Origin of the sequence: Mesorhizobium sp. M7A.F.Ca.ET.027.03.2.1, assembly GCF_003999175.1 — a bacterium.
GTDB lineage: Bacteria > Pseudomonadota > Alphaproteobacteria > Rhizobiales > Rhizobiaceae > Mesorhizobium.
This window is the reverse complement of the sequence record NZ_RZOM01000811.1, coordinates 1-2,888: the sequence shown is the minus strand read 5'-3', so window position 1 is coordinate 2,888 and position 2,888 is coordinate 1. Positions and strand designations below refer to the sequence as shown.

General features: G+C 63.1%; 4 protein-coding genes. 1 reads left to right on the top strand and 3 read right to left on the bottom strand.

Annotated elements, in window-relative coordinates; translation table 11 throughout:
- The coding region (locus tag EN750_RS27305) for a molybdopterin cofactor-binding domain-containing protein (RefSeq protein WP_145967950.1) at window positions 1-433 on the top strand (433 nt) is incomplete at its 5' end.
- 158 nt (window positions 434-591) lie between these two features.
- Here the strand turns inward: EN750_RS27305 and EN750_RS27300 are convergent.
- From EN750_RS27300 to EN750_RS27290, 3 genes are all read right to left on the bottom strand, one after another.
- Window positions 592-1,302 carry an outer membrane protein gene (locus EN750_RS27300; RefSeq protein WP_189526483.1) on the bottom strand — a complete coding sequence of 237 codons (711 nt, stop codon included), beginning with the start codon at window positions 1,300-1,302 and terminating at the stop codon, window positions 592-594.
- Window positions 1,303-1,522: 220 nt separating this feature from the next.
- Window positions 1,523-2,482 carry an AraC family transcriptional regulator gene (locus EN750_RS27295; RefSeq protein ID WP_127398521.1) on the bottom strand — a complete coding sequence of 320 codons (960 nt, stop codon included), beginning with the start codon at window positions 2,480-2,482 and terminating at the stop codon, window positions 1,523-1,525.
- 207 nt (window positions 2,483-2,689) lie between these two features.
- Window positions 2,690-2,888: EamA family transporter (locus EN750_RS27290; RefSeq protein ID WP_348629628.1), on the bottom strand; the 199-nt coding region annotated here is incomplete at its 5' end.

Sequence of the window (2,888 nt, the reverse complement as noted above, 5' to 3'; positions counted from 1 at the left end):
CCGCCACTCCTGGTGCGCGCATTTCATCGAGGTGCGCGTCGACGAGGACTTCGGCACGGTGCGTGTATCGCGTGTGGTGTCGGCGCTGGATTCGGGGCGGCTCTACAACCCGAAACTTGCCGAAAGCCAATGGAAGGGCGGCATCATCATGGGCATCGGCCAGGCGCTATTGGAAGAAGGCATCGTCGACCGCCGCCACGGCCGCATCGTCAATGACAACCTCGCCGATTACCTCGTGCCGACCAACGCCGACATCCCGGACTTCGAAGTGATCTCGGTCGGCATCCCCGACCTGCATTCCTCGGTGCTCGGCGGCAAGGGCGTTGGTGAGCTGGCCATTGTCGGCGTGGCGCCGGCGATTGCCAACGCGGTGTTCCATGCGACGGGAAAGAGGGTGCGGGATTTGCCGATCACGCTGGAGAAGCTGATCTGAAGAGCGGCTGATCTCCCACTCGAGGGGAGATGTCGCCAAAGGCAACAGAGGGGGTCGTCGCGTATAGAGCGCCGACCCCCGTCTGCGGCAGCAGGCCGAGCCCCGCCGGCCCCCTGGCCTGCCGGCCATCTCCCGAGGGAGACCTGTAGCACCAGCAATCAGAACTTGTAGCTGAGCCCGACCCGGATATCCTGTGTCTGGAGGTCGACATGGGTTTCCGTGGGCAGGCCGGCTGCCACCGAGAGGTCCTGGCTGCCGAAGTCGGAGTAGCGGTATTCGGCCCGCGCGATCCACTTGTCGGTAAAGGCGTGTTCGATGCCGGCTCCAACGGTCCAGCCGACATGGCTGTCGCTGTGGAGCGTTACTTCGGCGGCAGGGCCACCGGCGCTGACCGCAATCAGTTCATACTTGGCCGCGGCGACGCCGGCAGTGATGTAGGGCAAGGTCCGATCGAATGCATAGCCGGCGCGCAGCCGCGCCGACCCCGACCATTTGAGTTCGCTCTTGAGCAACGTGGTGACACCGCCGCCGCCGGCGTCGAGGGCCGTCAGCCCATCTATATTGCTGTACATGATGTCGGCCTCGGCGCCGATCACGAAGCTGTTCTCCATCTGGTAATTGGCGCCGATATGGACACCGCCGATAAATCCGTTCGGATCGGTGGAGACATTGAGATCGGTGGCCCCGCCCAGTCCGCCGCCGGCGATGAACAGATTGGATTTTCCGGCCGCGTAGCCGATGTCGACGCCGGCATAGAGTCCGGACCAGTCGTAGCCGGATGCAACAGGCGAAACCTCATTGATATCAGCCCCGCACGCCATACCGAGCGGCGCGAGAATGAAGGCCGTTGCGAGAAGAAGAGTTTTCATTGTTGTCTGCTGCCCCATGTTGCTTCCCCACCGCACAAATGAGCTGCGGAGATCCAGCTGTTGTCGAGAAATCCGGTGTTGCATTGTCCGCCCGCCGCGTCTTGGGCTGGGCCGCACCCGAATTGTCGGGGAAAGCATCGCAGCGCTTTCCCGGCTGGTGTGGCCATTCGGCCTCAGTCGATTGGCGTGTCGTGTATCCGGCGGGGTTAGCGGCGACGAACTACCTGGCACTGCCCGGTGTCGAGCCGAATCGGCGGCGGAAGCAGCGGTTGAAATAGGAGACGTCGGAGAAGCCGCTGAGCAGCGCGATCTCGCTGATCCGCATGCGGTCATTGTGCCTGTCGCGGAGCATGCGATGCGCCCTTTGCAAGCGCAGTTCGAGAATGCGCTCGGCAAAGCTCACCCCGGTTTCCTGCAGCAGGTCATGGACATAGCGAACGGAGAGCCGCAATTGCCCGGCAACGCCCTGCGCCGAAATGGCGGGATCGGCGAAATTATCCCGCATCTTCTGCAGTATGGCCTGCAGCCTTGCCGCGCGCAGGCCGCGCAGGCCCGCCAGTTCGGCCGCTTCGCCCTTGGCACCGGTCGCAAGGCCGATCAGGTCGACGATCGTTTCGGTGGCGTGGCCGATGAGGTCGGGCGAGACCAGCGCCGGGCCTGCTTCCAGGAAGCTGCAATAGCGCTTGAGCATGCCGAGCGCCTCATTGTCGGCTCCAACGGTCAACGCCAGCCGATCCTCGATATGAGCGAAGGCATTTTCCAGCACGGCACGAGGGAGCACCACATTGGCCCAGACATTGCTGTCGCCGCCGGTCATCTGCAACGCTTCCGAAGCCGAGACCAGTGCGGCCTCGCCTTTGCCGACGTGATAATCGCAGCCAATCTGCGTGCCGCTGAGCACCGTATCGCCATTGTTCACCAGCAGCAGATAGCCGTCGCGACCGTCGGCGGCGATATTGCCCGCCTTGCGGCTGGCATGACGGATCGTCCCGGCCATCTGCCCAAGCACCAGCGAGCCGACAGCGGTGGCTTCGATCGCGGCTTCGAACGACAGTCTCTCCGAAATCGTGTATTCGACCGACCATATCTCGGCGACATGGATGTCCTGCCAGAGCGCGAAGCGTGCGCGATGATCCAGATGCGGCGGCAGATCCGCCGATGAGAAGACGTTCTTTTGCAAGGGGCAACCGGCCTTTTCTACAATCGCGTCTTCATTTCGACACGCACCGTATGGGACCAGATCACGGTCTGTCCAGAGCCGGAAATACTTGTGCGCCAGGTGACAATTCCAGTGCCGTCCTGGACAAGGATTGGCTTAATTTCGTGGATTGGGCTGGTTGAATTTCGGATTACTCGAAAATACCCAGTGCCGACGAATCGCGCCACCCTACTCCGGCGACGGCACCGGCGGCCGTGATGTCAGCGCCGTGCCGAAGGCGGCGACAACGACGGCTGCGATCCCGGCCAACTGTGTTGCGGTCAGGCTTTCATGCAGGAACAGGAAGCCGGCCAGCGCACCCAGCCCCGGCTCCAGGCAGGTCAGCGTGCCGTAGATGCGCGCCGGCATGCGGGTCAGCGCCACCATC